The sequence below is a fragment of the Parabacteroides sp. B2-S-102 genome, from assembly GCF_023656665.1.
Classification (GTDB): domain Bacteria; phylum Bacteroidota; class Bacteroidia; order Bacteroidales; family Tannerellaceae; genus Parabacteroides; species Parabacteroides distasonis.
Map to the genome: position 1 here is coordinate 21,454 of NZ_JAMOKM010000024.1, position 16,583 is coordinate 38,036.

A 16,583-nucleotide genomic window follows, 5' to 3' on the forward strand; every position below is an offset into this window, starting at 1 on the left:
ATTTTGCGACCTAAAATTCGATACGACTATTAATTAAATAAATCATTCAGAATGAACGTTTCGCTTAAAAACAATGATGCCGTAAGCGGTATCGTGAAATTAGAAATAGTGAAAGCTGACTATGCTGATCAGGTAGACAAGAGCCTGCGTAGCCTTCGTCAGAAAGCCAATGTACCGGGTTTCCGTAAGGGCATGGTTCCTATGGGCATGGTTAAAAAAATGTACGGAAAGCACGTGCTGGTAGAGGAGATAAACAAATTAGTTTCTGAGAATCTGTTCAAGTATATCCGTGAGAACGATTTGCATATCTTAGGTGAGCCGATGCCTAACGAGACTGAGCAAAAGCCGTTGGATTTCGATAAGGAAGAGGATTTCGAATTCTGTTTTGACGTGGCTTTGGCTCCGGAGATCAATATCGAGTTGAGCAAGAACGATAAACTTCCGTTCTATCAAGTCGCTATCGATGAAGAAATGCTAAATAACCAAGTAAACGCTTATCGCTCAAACTTCGGTTCTTACGACAAGGTAGACGAGGTTGAGGAAAAAGATATGGTAAAAGGTACGGTAGCCGAGCTTGAGAATGGTGCCCCGAAAGAAGGTGGTATCGTTGTTGAGGATGCTGTCTTGATGCCTATGTATATCAAGGATGAGGAAGAAAAAGCTAAATTTATCGGTGCTAAAGTAAATGCCGTAGTGGTATTCAACCCGAATAAGGCTTACGAGGGTGCTGAGGCAGAGATCGCTTCTTTCTTGAAGATCGATAAAGAGAAAGTGGCTGAGACTACAGGCGACTTTAGCTTTGAGATCAAGGAGATCACCCGTCATAAAGACGCAGAGATGAACCAAGAGTTGTTCGACAAGGTATTTGGCGAGAACGTGGTTACCAGCGAGGAAGAATTCAAGAACAAGATCAAGGAAGCTTTGGCAGAGCAATTCGCTCCTCAGAGTGACTTCAAGTTCTTGACGGATACTCGTGATATGTTGGTTGAGAGAGCTGGCGAGTTGAATTTCGCTGACGATTTATTGAAACGTTGGTTGCTTGCCGCTAACGAGAAGAATACGAAAGAGAAGATCGACGAGGACTTCCCTCAGATCCTTCAGGATTTGAAATATCAGTTGATCAAGGAGAACTTGGTTAAGAAGAACGGCTTGAAGGTTGAGGACGCTGACATCGAGAACTTCGCTAAACGTGTGGCTAAGGCTCAGTTCGCTCAATACGGCATGTTGTCTGTACCTGAGGATGTACTTGACAACTACGCTAAAGACATGTTGAAAAATAAGCAAACACTTCAGAACATCATCGACCGTGCGGTTGAGGAGAAATTGGCTGCTTGGTTGAAAGAGCAAGTGGAACTTGATGTTAAGGAGGTAACCGCTGACGAGTTCAACAAACTTTTTGAATAAAAAGATCTTTACTCGGCCTCTTTGGAGGTTGTTTTATATCAAAAAAGGGATTTCTCTCTAAAAATATCTTAGCGGATAGCGAAATAAATTGTTTCTTTCAGAAATTTATTTATAACTTTGTTTTTCCGTTAAGTCACAGAGGGAAATCCCTTTTTACGTCTTCTCGGTAAATAAAAGATAGGAGAAAATATGGAAGATTTTAGAAAGTATGCTACAAAGCATTTAGGTATGAGTGGTACGGCTCTGGATAGTTATATGAACATCTCCAGTAGCTATATCTCCCCGACAATTATAGAGGAACGACAGCTGAATGTCGCTCAAATGGATGTCTTCTCTCGGTTGATGATGGACCGTATTATTTTCTTGGGCACGCAAGTGGATGATTATACCGCTAACGTGATTCAAGCGCAGTTGTTGTATCTGGATTCCAGTGATCCCGGAAAGGATATCTCTATTTATATCAATTCGCCGGGTGGCTCTGTATATGCGGGCTACGGCATTTACGACACGATGCAGTTTATCTCCAGCGACGTATCTACGATTTGTACGGGTATGGCCGCCTCTATGGCGTCTGTCTTATTGGTGGCGGGAACCAAGGGAAAACGTTTCGGCTTGAAGCACTCCCGTGTAATGATCCATCAACCGCTTGGCGGCGTACAAGGACAGGCTTCAGACATCGAGATTACCGCTCGCGAGATATTGAAGGTTAAGAAAGAACTGTACACCATAATCTCGGATCATTCAGGTAGACCCTATGAGGAGATCGAGCGCGATGGCGACCGTGATTTCTGGATGACCGCGGAGGAAGCGAAAAAGTATGGCATGATCGACGATGTTTTAACACGTAAATAACAAAAACAACAATAAGAAACTATGGCCAAAACAACAGGCGATACATGTACGTTTTGCGGCAGGAGTAGCCGTGATGTTAATTTGCTTATCAATGGGATCTCTGGTTGTATTTGCGATGATTGTGCCCGGCAGGCGTATGAGATCGTAAAGGAGCAGACAGGAGGTAAGAAAACTTCTTTTGGTTTGAAGCAGAAAGATCTGCCTAAACCGGAAGATATCAAGACTTTCTTGGATCAGTACGTGATCGGGCAGAATGACGCGAAGCGTTATCTGTCGGTATCGGTGTACAACCATTACAAGCGTTTACTTCAAAAGGTTACCGCCGATGATGTAGAGATTGAGAAATCTAATATTATCATGGTGGGCGCTACCGGTACGGGCAAGACTTTGTTAGCCCGTACGATCGCTAAGTTATTGCATGTCCCGTTCGCTATCGTGGACGCTACGGTACTTACCGAGGCAGGTTACGTGGGAGAGGATATCGAGAGTATCTTGACCCGGCTATTGCAAGCGGCGGATTATGATGTGGAGGCGGCCCAACGGGGTATCGTCTTCATCGATGAGATCGATAAGATCGCACGTAAGAGCGATAATCCGTCTATCACTCGGGATGTCAGCGGTGAGGGTGTACAGCAAGGTTTGCTGAAACTTCTAGAAGGATCGATCGTGAATGTGCCTCCTCAGGGGGGACGTAAGCATCCGGAGCAAAAGATGATTGCGGTGGATACGAAGAATATCCTGTTCGTTTGCGGTGGTGCTTTCGATGGAATCGAAAAGAAGATCGCTCAACGCTTAAATACCCGTGTGGTCGGTTATTCGGCTAGTTTGGATACGGCTACCGTAGACCGGAATAATTTACTGAAATACATCACCCCGACTGATTTGAAGTCGTTTGGCTTGATCCCGGAGATTATCGGTCGTTTACCTATCCTCACGTATCTGAATCCGCTGGATCGTGATACGCTTCGTAACATCTTGACCGAGCCGAAGAACTCCATTATCAAGCAATACGTCAAATTGTTCGAGATGGATGGTATTAAGCTGACGTTCGATGAGAAAGTCTATGAGTTTATCGTGGATAAGGCGCTTGAGTTTAAGCTGGGTGCCCGTGGGTTACGTTCAATCGTAGAAGCCGTGATGATGGACGCTATGTACAGTATGCCATCTCAAAAAGTAAAGGAACTCCATGTAACGTTGGAGTATGCGAAAGAGAAATTTGAAAAATCGGACGTGAACCGTTTACAGGTCGCGTAAACGTAGGCGGTTTACTATAAATAATACGAAGTATGGCAAAGAAGGATCATTTAACAGAAGAGCTAAATCGGCACTTTGGCTTCGGTACCTTTAAGGGGAACCAGAAGGCTATTATTGAGAACGTGCTGGCCGGGAAGGATACTTTTGTATTAATGCCGACGGGGGGAGGTAAATCTCTTTGTTATCAATTACCATCCATACTAATGGAAGGAACCGCGATCGTGATATCTCCGTTGATCGCTTTGATGAAGAATCAGGTGGACGCGATGCGGAATTTCAGTGAGGAAGATGGGGTCGCCCATTTTATCAATTCCTCTTTGAATAAGTCGGCTATCGACCAGGTGAAATCGGATATATTATCAGGACGTACCAAGTTGCTGTATGTAGCACCGGAGTCCTTGACCAAGGAAGAGAACGTGGATTTTCTGCGTCAGGTAAAGATCTCTTTCTATGCGGTGGACGAGGCGCATTGTATCTCGGAATGGGGACATGATTTCCGTCCGGAATATCGAAGAATCCGTCCGATTATCAATGAGATCGGTAAACGTCCGTTAATCGCTCTGACCGCTACCGCTACACCTAAGGTGCAGCACGATATCCAGAAGAATCTGGGTATGATAGACGCTACAGTCTTTAAATCATCCTTCAACCGCTCTAATTTGTATTATGAGGTTCGTCCGAAAGGAACGAATATAGACCGCGAGATCATTAAGTATATTAAAGCCAACGAGGGTAAATCGGGTATCGTATATTGTTTGAGCCGTAAAAAGGTGGAGGAATTTGCCGACATCTTGAAAGCCAACGGGATAAAGGCGTTGCCTTACCATGCGGGAATGGATTCGCAAGTACGTTCCGCCAATCAGGATGCCTTCCTGATGGAACAGGCGGATGTGATCGTGGCTACGATCGCTTTCGGTATGGGTATCGACAAGCCGGATGTCCGTTATGTGATTCATTACGATATCCCGAAGAGCCTAGAAGGTTATTACCAGGAAACCGGTCGTGCCGGTAGGGATGGCGGAGAAGGCCAATGTATCGCTTTCTATGCTTATAAGGACTTGCAAAAATTGGAGAAATTCATGCAAGGAAAGCCCGTGGCCGAACAGGAAATCGGCAAACAGTTGCTTTTAGAGATTGCAGCCTATGCCGAGACTTCCGTCTGCCGGAGAAAAGTGCTATTGCATTATTTCGGTGAGGAATACCTGGAAGATAATTGTGGTAATTGTGATAATTGTTTGAACCCAAAGAAGCAGGTGGAAGCGAAGGAATTGTTAAGTGCGGTACTGGAGGTTATCAGTACGTTGAAAGAAAAGTTTAAGGCAGATTATATCGTAAATATTTTGGTAGGTAACGAAACCTCCGAAATCCAAAATTACAAGCACAATGAATTAGAGGTCTTCGGTTCCGGACAGGACGAGGATGATAAAACTTGGAACGCCGTTATTCGTCAGGCTTTAATCGCTGGCTATTTAGCGAAGGATATTGAGAATTATGGTTTGCTGAAAATCACGGAAAAAGGTAAGGAGTTCATGAAGAAGCCGGTATCGTTCAAGATTACCGAGGACAATGAATTCGAGGAAGAGGAAGAGGAAGTTCCGGTTCGTGGGGGCGCCTCTTGTGCGGTAGACCCGGTTCTTTATTCCATGATGAAGGATTTGCGTAAGAAATTATCCAAGCGGTTGGAAGTTCCGCCTTTCGTGATTTTCCAAGATCCCTCTTTGGAGGCTATGGCTACTACTTATCCGATCACGTTGGACGAGTTGCAGAATATCCCGGGAGTGGGCGCTGGTAAGGCGAAACGTTATGGCAAGGAGTTCATTGAGTTGATCAAGAAACATGTAGAGGAGAACGAGATTGAGCGTCCGGAGGATTTGCGCGTACGTACGGTCGCTAATAAGTCCAAGTTGAAGGTCTCAATCATTCAGCGGATCGACCGTAAGGTGGCGCTGGACGAGATCGCGTTGACTAACGGACTTGAGTTCACCGAGCTTTTGGATGAGATCGAGGCGATCGTATATTCCGGTACACGTATCAATATCGATTATTTCTTGAATGATGTGATGGATGAGGATCATATCGAGGATATTTACGAGTATTTCAAGGATTCGGAGACCGACGGTCTGGAAGACGCCATTGAGGAATTAGGCGGTGACTATACGGAAGAGGAGATTCGCTTGGTCCGTATCAAGTTCTTGTCTGAAATGGCAAACTAATGGGAGGGTGGCCCGGTTCCACTCTAAAGAAAAAACAAATAAAGAAGCTTATTGTTCCTTCCGAAAGAGATTTATTTTTCCTTCGGAAGGAATTTTGTTTTCGTTCGGATGAAAGTTTATTTTCTTCCGAATCGAATTTTTAATTTCTCCCGTATCGATTTATTGCGTGAAAAGTCGTATATTTGCGCGCAATAATTTTTAAAGCATAAGTTCTATGTCATTTATTGCAGACAGGGTAGTTATGGATGGGTTAACGTTTGACGATGTATTGTTAATCCCAGCTTATTCGGAAGTTCTTCCTCGTAATGTCGATCTCACGACAAAGTTTTCACGTAATATCACATTGAATATACCGATGGTGTCGGCCGCTATGGATACGGTTACCGAGGCCAAGTTGGCTATCGCTATCGCCCGTGAGGGAGGTATTGGTGTGATTCATAAAAACATGACGATCGCCGAGCAGGCAAAGCAGGTCCAGACCGTTAAACGTGCGGAGAATGGAATGATCTATGATCCGGTGACTATCACGAAGGGCAAGCGTGTGGCGGATGCCTTGGCAATGATGGCTGAATATAAGATTGGCGGTATTCCCGTGGTGGATGAAGGCGGGTATTTGGTAGGTATCGTGACAAACCGTGACTTGCGTTTCGAGAAGGACATGAACCGTTCTATCGACGAGGTGATGACGAAAGAGAATTTGGTCGTAACCGGACAATCTACGGATATGGAGGCCGCCGCTCAGATCCTTCAGGAACATAAGATCGAGAAGTTACCGGTGGTCGATAGCCATAATAAGTTGATCGGCTTGATTACCTATAAAGATATAACGAAAGCGAAAGATAAACCGAAGGCTTGCAAGGATTCGAAAGGTCGTTTGCGTGTAGCTGCCGGTGTAGGCGTTACGTTCAATACCTTCGAGCGTGTAGCCGCTTTGGTGGATGCCGGGGTGGATGCTTTGGTGATCGACACGGCACATGGTCACTCAAAAGGTGTGGTGGATGTCTTGAAACAGATTAAGGCGCAATATCCGCATATTGATTGTGTGGTCGGTAATATCGCTACGGGCGAGGCTGCTAAATATTTAGTGGAAGCCGGGGCGGACGCCGTGAAGGTAGGTATCGGTCCGGGTTCGATTTGTACAACTCGTGTGATCGCTGGTGTGGGTGTTCCCCAGTTGTCGGCTATTTACGATGTGGCGAAGGCGTTGGAAGGAACTGGTGTGCCTTTGATCGCCGACGGTGGCTTGCGTTACTCCGGTGATATCGTGAAGGCGATCGCCGCTGGTGGATCTTCCGTGATGATGGGATCTCTGTTGGCGGGTGTAGAGGAGTCGCCGGGCGATACGATTATCTTCAATGGCCGAAAGTTTAAGTCTTACCGTGGAATGGGGTCGTTGGAAGCTATGCAAAAGGGGTCCAAGGATCGGTATTTCCAAGATGTGGAGGACGACGTGAAGAAGCTGGTTCCGGAGGGAATCGCTGCCCGTGTTCCGTTTAAGGGTTCTTTGTATGAGGTCATTTACCAAATGGTAGGTGGTTTACGTGCGGGAATGGGTTATTGCGGGGCTCATAATATCGAGGAGTTGCATAAAGCTCGTTTTACTCGAATCACCAACGCAGGTGTGCAAGAGAGCCATCCGCATGACGTAGCGATCACGCAAGAGGCTCCGAATTATAGCCGCGGTGAATAGTAATACAAGTTTTACGTTTTATAAAAAACACTAATTTAATGGGATAGCATACTTTTCTTGTCGGCTCTCCGTTAGATTAGTGTTATTTTTGTAATGTATATTCGTGCTATGGTAAAAGAATTTTTGATGAAAAAGTTACTTATTTCATTAGGGGTATTCGCTTGTGTGACAGTTAACGCTCAAACCGCATCCGATTCGGTCGTTATGACGGTCGCTGGAAAACAAGTGCCTTTATCTGAATTTATTTTTATCGCGGAGAAGAATGGAGAGGTGGATTTATCGAATACAAAGTCCGTCAAAAACTATGTCGAGCTATTTAAAAATTTTAAGCTAAAAGTAGCGGAGGCGGAATCTTTAGGGATCGACCAGACATCCTCATTCAAAAGTGAGCTGGATGGATACCGGGCTCAGTTGATCGATAGCTATATGTCGGATAAGGAGGGTGAGAAAGCGGCTGCCCGTGCGGTATATGACCGTGGGGATCACTCGGTAGAGTTGACCCACATCTTATTCCGTTTGCCGGAGAAGACGGTCTCCAAAGATACGGTAGCTGTATATCAAGAAGCCATGCGAGTATACGAACGTCTCCAGAAAGGAGAGGATATGGAAACAGTCGGAAAAGCTTTGGCCGAGAAGGATAAGGAGCATGTCGCTTGCGAATATGTACGTTGCTTGCTCCCGATGCAATCCCTAAAAGTGTTTGAGGATGCCGCCTATTCCTTGCCGATTGGCGTGGTGTCTGAACCGGTTCGCACGAAATTAGGATTTCATTTGATAAAAGTCCATAGTCGTAAACCCAATCCGGGGCGGATACATGTCGCTCATATCTTGATCGCCTTCCCGAAAGATTCCGCTATTCAGGACTCATCGGCTTTTCTGGCAAAAGCGCAAGCTATCTATAAGCAAGTACAAGAGGGAGCTGATTTTGGCGAGTTAGCGAAAGAATATTCTGGGGATGCTGCTTCCGCTAAGAAAGAGGGAGTATTACCTTGGTTTGGGGTAGGCGAGATGGTCCAGCCTTTTGAGCAAGCCGCTTTTGCGTTGAGCAAGCCGGGTGATTTATCCGAGGTGGTGGAAACTCGTTTTGGTTACCATATCATTAAGTTGATCGATAAGAAGGGACGCCCTTCGTTTGAGGAAGAGGAAAAAGCTTTGTCGAGACGTATGGGGCAGGGTGAACGTAACTTCGAGTTATATAAAGCTTTCGACGATCGTATGAAAAAAGAATACGGATACGTTTTCTATCCGGAAGCCTATGCGGAGCTGCAAGCGTTATGTAATGATTGTTTCCCCACGGACGAGGCGTTTTATGAGAAAGCGAAGGATATGAACAAGACGCTTATGCAATTGGATGGAAAGGATTTCCCGCAAGCGGAGTTCGCTTATTATATCCAACGTTGTCCGTTCTCGACAAAAACGTATGCGGGTGATTTTATGCAAGAGATCTATGATTTGTTTATCCGCGATATCGTAACGACCGCCGAGCGTAAGAATCTGGAGACAAAACATCCGGAGATCCCTCATTTGATGCAGGAGTACCGGGATGGGATTCTGTTGTTTGAGGTCAGCAACCGGGAGATCTGGAGCAAACCCTCCGCCCAGCAGAAGGTGTTGGAAGCGAAGTGGATTGCGGATTTGAATAAAAAATATCCGGTGACTGTCAACTGGAAATTATTGAAGAAACTAAAGAAATAAAATAAAGATAGATATGAGGATAGTCTTCATGTTCCTAACGTTCGTTGTGTTGTTGGGTGCCTGTAAAGGTTCTCAGCCAGCTGATACTACGGATGTCTTGGTTAGCGTGAAAGGACGTACCCTAAATCGTTCGGAGGTGAATAAGCTAATACCCCGGGGGATTTCCTCCGCAGATAGTCTGTTGCTGGCCGAGGGCTTTACCAAGAAATGGGTAAAGGATGTATTGGTGTACGATGTGGCTTTGCGTAACTTAGGGGATGAGAAAGAGGAGGTCGATAAATTGGTAGAGGAGTACAGGCGTTCCTTGGTTCGTTACCGTTATCAGGAACGATTGGTGGAGGAGAAGCTGAAAACTGATATCCGGGAAAGTGATAAATTAAACTATTACGAGGAAAACCAGAAAAAGTTTATCTTGGATAAAGGCTTGATCAAGGGATTATTCTTGAAAATCCCGGTTGATGCCCCGGGACTTACCGACGTCAAAAAGTGGTACAAATCCACAGATGTGGCCTCTTTAGAAAAAATTGAGAAGTATAGTGTGCAAAATGCCACGATTTATGAGTACTTTTACGACAAATGGGTTGATTTCGATGAGGTAATGGATAATATACCGATCCATGTGTCGAATCCGAATGCGTTTCTGAAGGCGAATAAGTATGTTGAGGTGGCGGATAGCAGTTATTGTTATCTGTTGAATATCAAGGAATATTTACCTTTCGGCAGTGTGGAGCCATATGATTATGCCAGTTCGCACGTCACGGAAATGCTGGTCAACCAACGAAAAGTTGAATTCTTGAAAAAATTTGAAGACGAGTTATATAACGATGCGATCCGGAGCGGTGACGTGGAATTCCATTCCGAGCCGTGATCTCTAATTTTATAAATGGGTAGACATGATGAAAAAGATTTTAAGTGTATTCTTTCTTGCCTGTTGTTCTTGCATTGTAATGGCGCAAGACAATGTGATCGATGAAATTGTGTGGGTGGTAGGAGATGACGCTATTTTACGTTCGGATATTGAGACGCAGCGTTTGTATAATCAAAACGAGGGGGTCCGTTTGGATGGCGACCCGTATTGCGTGATCCCGGAGCAGATGGCGATACAGAAACTATATCTGAATCAAGCTAAGATCGATAGTATTACCGTGAACGAGAACCAAGTGATCCAGAGCGTGGATCAATGGATGAACATGGCTGTGAACCAAATCGGGTCTCGCGAGAAATTGGAGGAATATTTCGGTAAGAAATTTTCCCAGATCAAGGATGAGCGTAAGGAGATGGTGCGGGAGCAGCAGGTAGTGCAACAGATGCAGCATCAATTGATCGGCGAGATCAAGCTGACACCTTCCGAGGTGCGTAAATATTTCAGCCAGTTGTCTCAGGATAGCCTGCCGAACATCCCTACGACTGTAGAGGTGCAAATCGTTACCTTGGAACCGAAGATTCCGTTTGAGGAAACAGACGCCATCAAGGCCCGCTTACGTGATTTCACGGAGCAAGTTAATTCCGGTAAGATGGAATTCTCTACGTTGGCTCGTTTGTACTCGGAAGATCCGGGTTCGGCGTCTCGAGGAGGGGAGTTAGGTTTCATGAGCAAGACACAGCTGTTGCCGGAGTTCGCGAACGTTGCGTTCAACTTGAAAGACCCGAAACGTGTCTCCCAGATCGTACAGACGGAGTATGGTTACCATATCATCCAATTGATCGAGAAGCGTGGAGACCGTATCAACTGCCGCCATATCTTATTGAAACCGAAGGTTTCCGATAAGGAGTTGGCGGATGCTACCACTCGTCTGGATTCATTGTACAATGATTTGCAGGCGAATAAGTTCACGTTTGAGGAAGCCGCTACATTCGTCTCTTATGACAAGGATACACGTAATAATAAGGGTTTGATGGTAAACCAAGATTACGAGAGCAGCAATATGGGAACCCCTAAGTTCGAGATGCAAGAACTTCCGCAGGAAATCGGTAAGGTGGTATATGACATGAAAGTCGGAGAGATCTCCAAGCCTTTTACCATGTTGACGAACAAGCAGAAAGAGGTAGTAGCTATTGTTAAGCTGAAAGCTCGGACGGAAGGACATAAGGCGAATTTGGCCGATGACTTCCAAGCTTTGAAAGCGATCGTAGAGGCTAAGAAACGTGAGGAATTATTGAACGACTGGATCACGAAGAAACAAAAATCAACCTATGTGCGTATTAGTGACGGTTGGAGGAATTGTGATTTCAAATATCCGGGTTGGATTAAGGAATGAGACTAATTAACAGGTTATTTCTAGCGCTCTTATCGTGTGCTTTATCGGTTGGCGTATTTGCGCAAACGCAAGATAGCACGGTGGTAGCCGCCAAAGATAGTGTCGCTCCCAAGAAGACGAAGGTCTTTTTGGAGCATGCGAATACGCTTTCGTTCGATAAGGAGAGGAACGCCGAGGCTCAAGTACTGAATGGTGATGTTTGTTTTCGCCATGATAGTTCGTATATGTATTGCGATAGCGCATATTTCTTTGAGCAGACCAATTCCTTGGAAGCGTTTAGTAATGTTCGGATGGAACAAGGGGATACCTTGTTCGTGTATGGAAATTACCTGTTTTACGATGGAAATACCCAGATCGCTTATTTGCGGGAGAATGTCCGCATGGAGAATGGGCAGGTTACCTTGTTTACGGATAGCTTGAACTATGAGCGAATCCCGGATATCGGATATTATTTCGACGGAGGTCTGATTGTCGATTCCTTGAATCAGCTCTCTTCTTTTTACGGGCAATATTCGCCTAGTACGAAATTGGCTATCTTCAATGATAGCGTCCGTCTGGAGAATGAGCAATTCACGTTGTATTCCGATACCTTGCATTATAATACGGACTCGAAGATCGCCACGATACTCGGACCATCCATTATCGTGTCGGATAGCGGCACGATCTATTCTTCCAGGGGTTGGTACGATACCGTGAATAATACCTCTTTGCTATTGGATCGTTCTCAGGTGGTTTCCGGCGACCGTATCTTGACGGGCGACTCTATCGCCTACAACCGGGAACTGGGTTTTGGGGAAGCGTTCGGTAATATGAGTCTGCAAGACACGGCGCAGCATGTCATGCTGGAAGGCCAATATGGCTTTTACAATGAGAAGACCGAGTATGCTTTCGCTACGGATAGCGCCCGTTTCTTGGAATTCAGCCAAGGGGATACCTTGTTTCTGCATGGTGATACCTTGAAGATGACTACGGTGGACTCCCTTTACCGGGAAGTAAAAGCTTATTACGGCGTCCGTTTCTATCGGACGGATATGCAAGGTGTTTGCGATTCGATGCAGTTTAATACAAGAGACTCTATATTATATATGTATACGGACCCTATCGTTTGGAATGAACAGTATCAGATCTATGGGGATACGATCTTGATATTTATGAATGATAGCTCGATCGATTTCGCTCACGTGAAGCAATTCGCTTTCGCGATACAGCAAATCGATTCTACTGCGTTCAATCAATTAAAGGGAAATGACTTGAAGGCTTATTTCGAGGGACAGGTCGTGAATCAGATCGATGTGTCGGGCAACGCCGAATCGATTTTCTTCCCATTGGAGAAGGACGGTTCGATGGTCGGCATGAACGAGACCAAGAGCGGTTTCCTTACGATCTGGCTAAAAGACAATAAGTTGGATAAACTGAAGATCTGGCCGACTCCAACAGGTACGATGACCCCTATTCCTGATTTGAAGCCCGACCAGAAATACTTGAAAGACTTTTATTGGTTTGATTATATCCGTCCGAAAGATAAGGATGATATTTATCAGGTCGTGAAAAGAAAAGCTCAAGATGCTCCGAAAAGAAGCAATAAATTCGTACATTAGCGTCGTATTCATAATTAATAGGTAAAGCTATGGCACTTTTCTCGTTTTATAACATGCGTAAACCGCGTCAATATGATCATAAGCCTATTTATTGGGACCCCCATAAGGAAGCCTTGGAGGAACGTATAAGTAAGGTCAAACGTGAAATGGGTGTAGAGGAATCGTTGGAGGAATATAAGCCGCATATCAAGGGAACTTTTATTGAAGGCACCTCACATTTGAAGAGAAGCGTGGGGCGGGGCGAGGATTCCCGGGCTCGTAAGTATAAGAATGTGAAACTGGCGGTAGCCTTGGCTGTCTTGGCTGCTTTCTTTTGGTATTTGTTCTGGTAATGAGCGATATCATTCATTTACTTCCGGATCATATCGCCAATCAAATCGCGGCGGGAGAGGTGATTCAACGTCCGGCCTCTGTCGTTAAAGAGTTGGTCGAGAATGCGGTGGACGCTGGCGCTTCCAATATCCAAGTGAACATTAAGGATGCGGGTAAGACATTGATACAGGTGATCGATGACGGGAAAGGTATGTCCGAGACGGATGCTCGCATGGCTTTTGAGCGGCACGCTACTTCTAAGATTTCTACGGCCGAGGATTTATTCTCTTTGCATACGATGGGTTTCCGGGGTGAGGCATTGGCCTCTATCGCCGCTGTCGCCCATATAGAGTTGCGTACCCGGGCTAGGGGGGCGGAGCTTGGTACCTGCCTGTCCATCGCGGGGTCTAACTTGGAGAGTATCGAGCCGGAGGCTTGTAACGAGGGAAGTATCTTCTCGGTAAAGAATCTTTTCTTTAATGTTCCCGCCCGCCGGAAATTCTTGAAGTCGAATGAGACGGAATTCCGGAATATCATCAATGAGTTCGAGCGAATCGCCTTGGTGAATCCGCAGGTGGGTATGTCTCTTTATCATAATGACGCGGAGATATTCAATCTGCCCGAGTCGGGGTTACGTCAGCGCATCATTAATATATATGGTAAGAGTTTAAACCAGAAGTTGCTCTCTCTGGATGCCCAAAGTTCCATGGTGACTATTTCCGGTTTCGTGGGGCGTCCGGACTCGGCGAAGAAGCGAGGGGCATTGCAGTTCTTTTTTGTGAATGGTCGTTATATGAAGCATCCTTATTTCCATAAGGCGATCATGCAGGCCTATGAGCAATTGATTCCTGCCGGGGATATGCCGAATTATTTTGTTTATTTCACGTTGGATCCCTCCTCGATCGATGTCAATATCCATCCGACAAAGACGGAGATTAAGTTTGAGAACGAGCAACCGATCTGGCAGATCTTGATGGCCGCTACCCGGGAGGCGTTGGCTAAATCGAGCGCTATCCCTACGATTGATTTCGACGTGGAGGATGCGATCGATATTCCTGTTTACAACCCGGTCAAGAAAAGTGAGCCTAGTACTTATAAGGCCCCGAAAGTGCAAGTGGATTCCAGTTATAATCCGTTTGACACTACTTCCTATAAAAAACCGGAATTCGATTGGTCTAAATTATATCAAGGGTTTGAGAACGATCGAGTGGCTGCCCAACTGGAGTCCGAGAGTTTCGAGGATGCCCCGATCGAGGAATTGCCGGCCGAGGCTTCGAACCCGGAAAACCTGTTTACGGAGGTAAGCAATCCTTGCTATCAATATAAAGGGCGATATATCGTGACATCCTTGAAATCGGGTCTGGCGATTATTGATCAGCATCGTGCGCATGTGCGTATTTTGTTTGACCAATACCTGTCGAATATCCGTCAGCAACAAGGTGTATCCCAACAAGTCTTATTCCCGGAGATCGTAGAGTTTACCGCTGCCGAGGCGGCTGTACTGCCTTCCTTATTGGAGGATTTGCGCTTCGTCGGCTTTGATCTGAGCAATCTGGGAAATGACAATTACGCGATCAATGGCCTGCCCGCCGGTATAGAGAACCTTGATCCGGTGAACTTGGTAAAGGATATCGTGGACCGGGCGATCGAGACCGGATGCGAGGTGCATGAGAAGATCTGCGAAGCCATCGCCTTGTCTTTAGCGAAAGCCGCCGCTATCCGTCCCGGCAAATCCTTATCCTTGGAAGAGATGGATCATCTGATCGCCTCCCTGTTCTCTTGTCCGGACTCGAACCTGACCCCGGATGGAAAAACGATCATCTCCATGTTGACAGATGAGGAGCTGGAGAGAAGATTTAAGTGCTAGGGATGATTTCGATGACATACGTTTCACTGGCCGCATTTGCTTGTGCTACAGCTAAATCCTGTGAAACGTGTGAAGGGTGAGCGGCACTACTTGATAAAGATTGCCGTAGCGGGTGTGTTTACGCTCTATATGGAGGGCGGTCAGTACCTTTCCGAAATTGCTTGCCGTGCTACCGCGCATGGCTGCTGGGTTCTTTTCCTTTAATATCTGGAAAATGGAGGCAGCTGATAGTGGATGTACATTTAGGTCTCCCGGACATGCGGCCCGGAAGCAGGCGTGGAACACATCTTCCTCGATCGGACGTTTATAGAAAGCCTCATTCGATCGCATGATCGCCTCCTCCTCTCCGGAGGTGAACCAATGGCGCTCTCCTTTTTGTAACTCGTCTTTCAGCTGGGCGTAGATTTGATCATGCTCGATACCTTCGCAATTAATCTTGCTTTGCACCTCCACGCATAGGAAACGGCGGCTTCCCGTGGGGTCGCTTAATAGGTTCTTCTGGTTCGTAGTGCCAATAAATGAGGCTAGGCGGGGTAGGGGGTGGAAATGCTTGGCGTGTGCCTTGCGTACGTTCATCCCGGCCATCTGCATCCAATTTTTCAGCAAAGCCATTTTACGGTCGGGCAACCGGTCGAACTCATCGAGGTTGATGAGCCCGAACCCATCCATTGCGAGGCCAAGGCGAGCATCCAGCGATGAAACCCCTCCACCCATAACGGTTCTGAGGAGACCCGTCGTGCCAGATCGCTTACCCGGTCTTTCCCGTCCCATTCGGGTAACCGCTCCATATATTGCCGGAAAGGATGATACTCTTTTACCTCTTTTGAATATACGAAACGATTCACATCCCGATCCCAGCAATCGATCCCCGTCCGTCTTGCCTCCATGCAAATGCTATTTAGGTCACGTTGCGTCACCGGATAGAAGCGATCCGCTTCTGATCGTTTGTATCGATATTCAGTCTCCTCGCTCAACAAGTTGAAACGGAACTCGATGATTTCTTGGAGGAAAGTCTCCAGACTCTTTTGAAGGATTGAGTTATTGTCGCTAAATCGTTTGGCTTTACCTTCGGTTTGGTGTGGTATGGTGATTGGCCCGTTTGGTTTTAAGAAGCGAAGCCATAGTTGGCCCAAAAAATCCGATACAGTTTTCATGATACTATGTTTTAGAGGTTATTTTTACCGTTTTCTTCTGCGAATATAGGTTGTTAACTTGAAGTTTTCCAAATATTTATATTATCATTTGAAATAAAAGTAATCTGTCCAAAATACTAGGAAGAACTCTTGTTTAGGTGATATGAATGTAGTACCTTTGTTAAGTACCTATAATCTTTTCACCTATGTGAAAAGAACGTATCACAATCATGAAACGATCGTTTCACATAGGTGAAAAGATCATATCACCCTTGTGAAATGACTAATAGCATACGATGTTCCTATG

General features: G+C 45.8%; 13 protein-coding genes. 11 read left to right on the plus strand and 2 right to left on the minus strand.

All coding sequences use genetic code 11. The features are described 5' to 3' along the window. Positions 1–51: 51 nt before the first annotated feature. The 11 genes from tig (at position 52) to mutL (ending at position 15,143) form a co-directional block, all read left to right on the plus strand. Entirely contained in the window at positions 52–1,404 is a 1,353-nt protein-coding gene (gene tig / locus NBH07_RS19905) for a trigger factor (protein ID WP_005853929.1), read from the plus strand. Positions 1,405–1,593: 189 nt separating this feature from the next. Next, a complete protein-coding gene (clpP, locus tag NBH07_RS19910; protein ID WP_005853931.1) occupies positions 1,594–2,256 on the plus strand; it encodes an ATP-dependent Clp endopeptidase proteolytic subunit ClpP in 663 nt (220 codons plus the stop codon). 21 nt (positions 2,257–2,277) lie between these two features. Next, positions 2,278–3,510: an ATP-dependent Clp protease ATP-binding subunit ClpX gene (gene clpX / locus NBH07_RS19915; RefSeq protein ID WP_009017965.1), complete on the plus strand. Its 1,233-nt coding sequence runs from the start codon at positions 2,278–2,280 to the stop codon at positions 3,508–3,510. Between the two features lie 32 nt (positions 3,511–3,542). Further along, a complete protein-coding gene (recQ, locus tag NBH07_RS19920; protein WP_250833583.1) occupies positions 3,543–5,723 on the plus strand; it encodes a DNA helicase RecQ in 2,181 nt (726 codons plus the stop codon). A gap of 214 nt (positions 5,724–5,937) precedes the next feature. Continuing rightward, the gene (gene guaB, locus NBH07_RS19925; RefSeq protein ID WP_005853938.1) at positions 5,938–7,413 is read left to right on the plus strand and encodes an IMP dehydrogenase; all 1,476 of its coding nucleotides are present in this window, start codon (positions 5,938–5,940) and stop codon (positions 7,411–7,413) included. A gap of 108 nt (positions 7,414–7,521) precedes the next feature. Continuing rightward, positions 7,522–9,108, plus strand: a complete 1,587-nt coding sequence (locus tag NBH07_RS19930) for a peptidylprolyl isomerase (protein WP_022192248.1) — start codon at positions 7,522–7,524, stop codon at positions 9,106–9,108. A 13-nt stretch (positions 9,109–9,121) separates the two neighbouring features. Further along, positions 9,122–9,976 (plus strand): hypothetical protein, encoded by an 855-nt coding sequence (locus tag NBH07_RS19935; RefSeq protein WP_011966835.1) that lies wholly within the window; start codon positions 9,122–9,124, stop codon positions 9,974–9,976. A 25-nt stretch (positions 9,977–10,001) separates the two neighbouring features. Continuing rightward, positions 10,002–11,366, plus strand: coding sequence for a peptidylprolyl isomerase (locus NBH07_RS19940; RefSeq protein WP_009017967.1), 1,365 nt, complete (start codon positions 10,002–10,004; stop codon positions 11,364–11,366). Then, complete coding sequence (locus tag NBH07_RS19945; RefSeq protein ID WP_005867109.1) at positions 11,363–12,964, plus strand: OstA-like protein; 1,602 nt, start codon at positions 11,363–11,365, stop codon at positions 12,962–12,964. The genes NBH07_RS19940 and NBH07_RS19945 overlap by 4 nt, the downstream gene beginning before the upstream one ends. Before the next feature lie 29 nt (positions 12,965–12,993). Continuing rightward, complete coding sequence (locus NBH07_RS19950) at positions 12,994–13,296, plus strand: hypothetical protein (protein ID WP_005867110.1); 303 nt, start codon at positions 12,994–12,996, stop codon at positions 13,294–13,296. Next, positions 13,296–15,143 (plus strand): DNA mismatch repair endonuclease MutL, encoded by a 1,848-nt coding sequence (mutL, locus tag NBH07_RS19955; protein ID WP_039848872.1) that lies wholly within the window; start codon positions 13,296–13,298, stop codon positions 15,141–15,143. Before NBH07_RS19950 ends, mutL begins: the two co-directional genes overlap by 1 nt. Before the next feature lie 51 nt (positions 15,144–15,194). On the opposite strand, the gene NBH07_RS19960 is transcribed toward mutL, so the two are convergent. Continuing rightward, complete coding sequence (locus NBH07_RS19960) at positions 15,195–15,812, minus strand: DUF3874 domain-containing protein (RefSeq protein ID WP_229045792.1); 618 nt, start codon at positions 15,810–15,812, stop codon at positions 15,195–15,197. Continuing rightward, positions 15,743–16,297, minus strand: a complete 555-nt coding sequence (locus NBH07_RS19965) for a hypothetical protein (RefSeq protein WP_039848777.1) — start codon at positions 16,295–16,297, stop codon at positions 15,743–15,745. Before NBH07_RS19965 ends, NBH07_RS19960 begins: the two co-directional genes overlap by 70 nt. Positions 16,298–16,583 lie beyond the last annotated feature (286 nt).